This is a genomic window from Shewanella sp. (assembly GCF_013214165.1).
Classification (GTDB): domain Bacteria; phylum Pseudomonadota; class Gammaproteobacteria; order Enterobacterales; family Shewanellaceae; genus Shewanella.
Map to the genome: position 1 here is coordinate 1 of NZ_JABSSM010000151.1, position 4,777 is coordinate 4,777.

Annotated in this window: 4 protein-coding genes; 2 read left to right on the plus strand and 2 right to left on the minus strand. The window is 44.5% G+C overall.

The genetic code is table 11. The annotated features are described in order from the left end of the window. Together HRU42_RS20615 and HRU42_RS20620 are read right to left on the minus strand one after the other, a co-directional pair. Window positions 1-1,312 (minus strand): DUF342 domain-containing protein (locus tag HRU42_RS20615; RefSeq protein WP_295033910.1); only part of this gene is annotated, 1,312 nt, incomplete at its 3' end. Window positions 1,313-1,560: 248 nt separating this feature from the next. Further along, window positions 1,561-2,601 carry a methyltransferase gene (locus HRU42_RS20620; RefSeq protein WP_295033911.1) on the minus strand — a complete coding sequence of 347 codons (1,041 nt, stop codon included), beginning with the start codon at window positions 2,599-2,601 and terminating at the stop codon, window positions 1,561-1,563. 399 nt (window positions 2,602-3,000) lie between these two features. On the opposite strand from HRU42_RS20620, the gene HRU42_RS20625 reads away from it, so the two are divergent. Next, window positions 3,001-3,444, plus strand: coding sequence for a hypothetical protein (locus tag HRU42_RS20625; protein ID WP_295033913.1), 444 nt, complete (start codon window positions 3,001-3,003; stop codon window positions 3,442-3,444). Beyond that, window positions 3,428-4,588: a hypothetical protein gene (locus HRU42_RS20630; protein ID WP_295033914.1), complete on the plus strand. Its 1,161-nt coding sequence runs from the start codon at window positions 3,428-3,430 to the stop codon at window positions 4,586-4,588. Before HRU42_RS20625 ends, HRU42_RS20630 begins: the two co-directional genes overlap by 17 nt. Window positions 4,589-4,777: the final 189 nt, after the last annotated feature.

Genomic DNA, 4,777 nt, shown 5'->3' on the forward strand with positions numbered 1-4,777 from the left:
CGAATACTTTTAGGTTGGTCTTTAAATCACCCTGATTCATGGCACAAAACACTTGGGTCTTCGTGCCCGCAGTCGCGCCTATGACCACGGCGTTAAGGCCTTTTTCGGCGTTAACTATTCCGCCGACGAGATCGCCTCTTCGTCCATTGGCATCGCTGACTGTGAGCTTCTGTGTGGTCTTGGTATTGCTGTGAAGAAGCTGTTTAGTGACGAGTATTTCACCCTGAGCATCGAGATCTGAATATTGGATGAATTGCGCGCAAATCTGGCCCTTAGCCTTGATCTTAGTCGACAGTTCATTATCTTTGAGTTGTCTGCCTATGATCCCCTTGCTGACAATCACATCGCCTGCGGCAATCAAGGTCGATGAATCGACAAATCCCATCACGGTAATGTCGCCGGCACTTTTTACCACCATGCCTTCGTGTACATCTCCGGTGATCAATACGCTACCTTTAAAGTCAACGTTGCCATAACCGACATCGACATCCCTGATATTGAGTACGTCATCGACTTTCATGCTTGCCTCTGTCTCGACGGGTTGGCCAGCAACTATTGCGAGCAGATGATTTGGATTGGCCGGATCCAGCCCGGTTCCTTCCCCGTCGGTGAGCTTGAGATCTTTACCGGGTAGAGGCTCTAGGACTTCGCCGTGTATGTTGTAGCCTTTAGTCCCTTGTGTTGCAGGGTGTTTTACCATCAAGAGATCGTTAGGCTTCACCATGATGACGGCGCCTAGATTACGCATATCTACTGTGCCGTCTTCTCTTTCTTGGGGTTGCAGTAAGCGCTCTCTGGCTAGGGGAACTTTACGTTCGAGTTTGGCATTGATGCCATTGACACTGGGCTTAGCTGTTGCGATGACACTACGGCAAGTCTTACCCGGTTGCAGCTGTGTGACTTGCTTCAATAGCGTTTGAATCTTAACTTTGCTGAGCCCCATACAGACATTATTGGTTTTAAGTGACTTCAAGATATCCTGAATGGTGACTTCCTCTCCCCCCCAGGCTGCTGTGAGTTGCATCTGTGCACTCATCTTATCTTCACTTATCTCTACTTCAGTCGATCCATCGCGACGCTCGGCAATCTGAAAAAATTGTTCAAATTGACCGTCATCTTGGCCACAGACTCGATTGTTCTGGATCACGGCCTGTTGAATGTTAGGCTCAAGGGGGAAAAGACAATCGAAATCGGGGAGCGTTAAGAGGGTGAAGATAGCCTCTTCGGTGAGTGGACCATGTGTATTAGGCGTCACTTTAAATTCGGCAAAACTGTTATCAGCACTTAGTTCAATCAGTTCAGGAGATAGCATAGTCAATTCCAATGATTCATTCTTATTTTTCTTTATTTTTGATTTACGTGTAATTTACGTTTGATTTACTTTTGTTTCATTCTTGTGGAGTATAACAGTATAAAGTTTCGGCTAAGAAGCACTAACTGACTGAAAAGTGAATGGAGTCTAATATGATAAATATGTAATTGATTTTTAACAATAAAAATGGCCAGAAGTATTTACCCCTGACCCTGATGTAGCTTAGGTGTTGATTTTGAACTTTAGGTTTATCTGTTGATTTTGTTGAACTTATTTGAATAAATTTTATATTTATTGTTTTCGGCTATCACGTTGGCCTGTCCGAAATTAGCCTCTATGGTGTCGCTGTATGCTAGATGTCGATTGGCTACTATCTGCCACACACCGCCTCTTCTGAGCTTTTTTACACTATCGCTGACAAATTTTTTGGCTATCTCGCTCGTGCTCTTGAGTCCATCATGGAATGGTGGATTAGAGATGATGCCATCAAATTTATCTTGGGTTTGGTCTAAGCCGTCTGATGGGTAAGTCGTGGCGATAAAATTATTGGCTTTTAATGTGAGCTCACATGAAGCAAGAGCCATGGCATTGATGTCGACACATTCGATTTGTAATTTGGGTTGTTCCTTGAGTAGGGCGGCAGTGATGACGCCGGCGCCACAGCCAAAATCTAATACTCTACCCTTCATTCTTGGTAGATTCGATAGCAATAATTTAGTGCCTTCATCTAATTTTTTCTCGCTGAACACCCCAACTAGATTACACACAGTAATTTCGCCTTGAGGGGTCTCTAGCTGGTATTGACTGACCCAATCATCGAGTCTGATTTTTGGGGCTAGCTCGATAAGTTCACTGATATAAAGCAGACAGTGGCGAGCATTATCTTGTTTAAAAGGTTTATCAAAATAGGCGGGGATCTGTTTAACCAGAGAACGAATTCCGCTTTTATTTTCGCCCACGACGACTAGCTGCCCACCTGGTTTCAAGTGCTGCCCAGCTAAGTTGATGAGGTAGGCGGCAAGCGCTTTCGCCTTAGGATAATAAATGATCGCCGTATCAAACAGCTCTTCATTGGCAAGGCAATGGCTAAAATACAGCGACAGTACTTCACTGCTCTCGCCATCCATCTGTAGGTGATGATGGAAGTCCAGTGCCAGTGCGGTGACCTTATTGGCATGCTCTAACAGCTGTTTAGGCAGACGGTCGTCTTCATAATTGAGCACTAATACATTTTGATTTTCGAATAAATTGCTATTTCTAAGAATGACTTGAGATGGATTAGTTAACACGACGACCACAGTTAGGAAATTTGAGCGCTTATTATATCTCAAATTTAAACATCACTATCAGTTTTTAGTCTGGTAGATACAGATATTGCGTCGATTACGATTTTAGGTAATTGAATTTTTCTGATCCTGAATGTCAAATCAGCAGGTGTATTTCAAATAAATCATCATGGCTAATAGTGACTTGGCACAGAGTGTTTGATTTTGGCTTTGTGGAAAATGTTTAAATCACGTTTTTCCAAGTGTCATTCTCTGCTTTTGCGCAATAAATTTTATGCGGCATAAGTATTCTTTGCCTAAGCTGTAGATACGCGAGGTATTAGTATCCGCTTTACTCGTTGATACGGCTGCATGGCTATAAATAGCTTATGTGTGGATGAAGGATTGTAAGGAGATTGGTTAATGCGCCTCTTGGCTACATGGATGTTAGTGCTGCATCTCTTTTGCGCTCAAGCGACCGCAGCTCAGGTTATAGTGAATGATTCCGCCATTGACTTCCCCTTGCCAGCTCCAGAGTTACGCCTGATTTTTTCGATGCAAAAAGTCTATTGGCCCGACGGTCAAAAAATCCAAGTATTCATTCTTTCTCCAGGCTCTGAAATCCATAAAGAATTTTGTTTTAAACAGCTGGATATGATGCCATATATGTTACAGCGAAGATGGGACCGCTTAGTTTATGCCGGTACTGGAGAGCGGCCGATCATCTTAAAAAATGAAGCCGAGATGCAGGCACAAATTTCGAGAACGCCCGGTTCCATAGGTTATGTCGCAGCTCCCGTACTCAGCGATGACAATCTCAGCGATGACAATAGAGTGACTAGGAGTTTGTATGAAACGAGTCCCTAGTCGTTTTTTGGGCTTAGTGCTGCTTGTACCCTTTCATTCTTGGGCCTCAGAATGGCAATTCAATGGTTTTGTCGGCCAAGGTTATATTGCTGCTGACGACACTCAGTTCGTCGTCGGGGAGGATGGCAGTACCTTCAATATCACCGAAGGCGCATTTGCTGTGTCATGGAAGCCGATCGAACACATACGTATAGCCAGTGCACTCAGTTACAGGCAGTGGGGGAGCTTAGCCGAAGGCGGAGTTAATTTCGATTATCTATTTGTCGAATATAGCCATCAGGTCGGTGAAGGTATGCTAGGCATTCGCGCTGGACGATTTAAGAACGAAACTGGCTTCTATTCCAGTACCAGAGACGTGCCCTTTACCCGGCCGAGTATCATGTTACCTCAATCTATCTATAGCGATTACTTTCGAGATGCCCAGTTGCATATCGAGGGGGCAGATCTGTTTGGCATGCATCAAATCTGGAACGGAGCCCTAGATTGGCATGTGTCTGTGGGTAAAGTCGATGTCACCGAAGACCTAGATCGAAATGTGTTGGGTAGTCATAAACTAGGTAGCTTCGAATCTGATCGCTATTGTGCGGCAGATATAGAGTTTCAAAATGACTCCCTGAGACTGGGGATCACCTATTACGACGCAGAAATTAGCTACCACCCATCTAGGCTGGCTGATTATTATCCCGGTGAAATCAGAATGCAAAATTGGGTGTTCTCGGGGCAATTCAGATATATGAATTTTGAGTTTACCACCGAATACATGACCGGAGAGAGGTTGATTAATGGCCTGATATTCCCCTCTATGGCCGATGAACTCGTGGACAACGGCATAGGTTATTATTTCGACTTTAGAGCCTACTTACCCCATGAAGTCGAACTGTTTGTGCGACTCGATAAACATATAGACGATGCCGACAGCAAGGATTTCGAAGCGATAACAGGCTTGCCAGCATATTTTTCTTACACAGATGATTGGACCTTAGGGGCTCGCTGGTTTTTGAATAATGACTGGTTGTTGGCCGCAGAATATCATTGGGTCGAAGGCGCATCTTGGGTGACTCCCATATTGGTACCGGATCCATCCACGCAGTCGAAGCATTGGTCCATGTTTGCGCTGCAGCTTTCTTATCGATTCCAGTGGTGATGCTATGACTATGCTGCCTGAAGGTCGGACAATATTTATCAGTCTCAAGTGGAAGCTGCTTGTTCCAGTGGTGATGCTATGACTATGCTGCCTGAAGGTCGGACAATATTTATTAGCCTCAAGTGGAAATTACTCGTAGCTGTGCTGATCATACTCACCTTCTTAGGTGGGATATTAGGTGGTTTCGCA

Bases quoted from the DNA above. Each gene is read 5' to 3' on its own strand.
- HRU42_RS20625 (WP_295033913.1), top strand. From the start codon at position 3,001: ATGCGCCTCTTGGCTACATGGATGTTAGTGCTGCATCTCTTTTGCGCT.
- HRU42_RS20630 (WP_295033914.1), top strand. From the start codon at position 3,428: ATGAAACGAGTCCCTAGTCGTTTTTTGGGCTTAGTGCTGCTTGTACCC.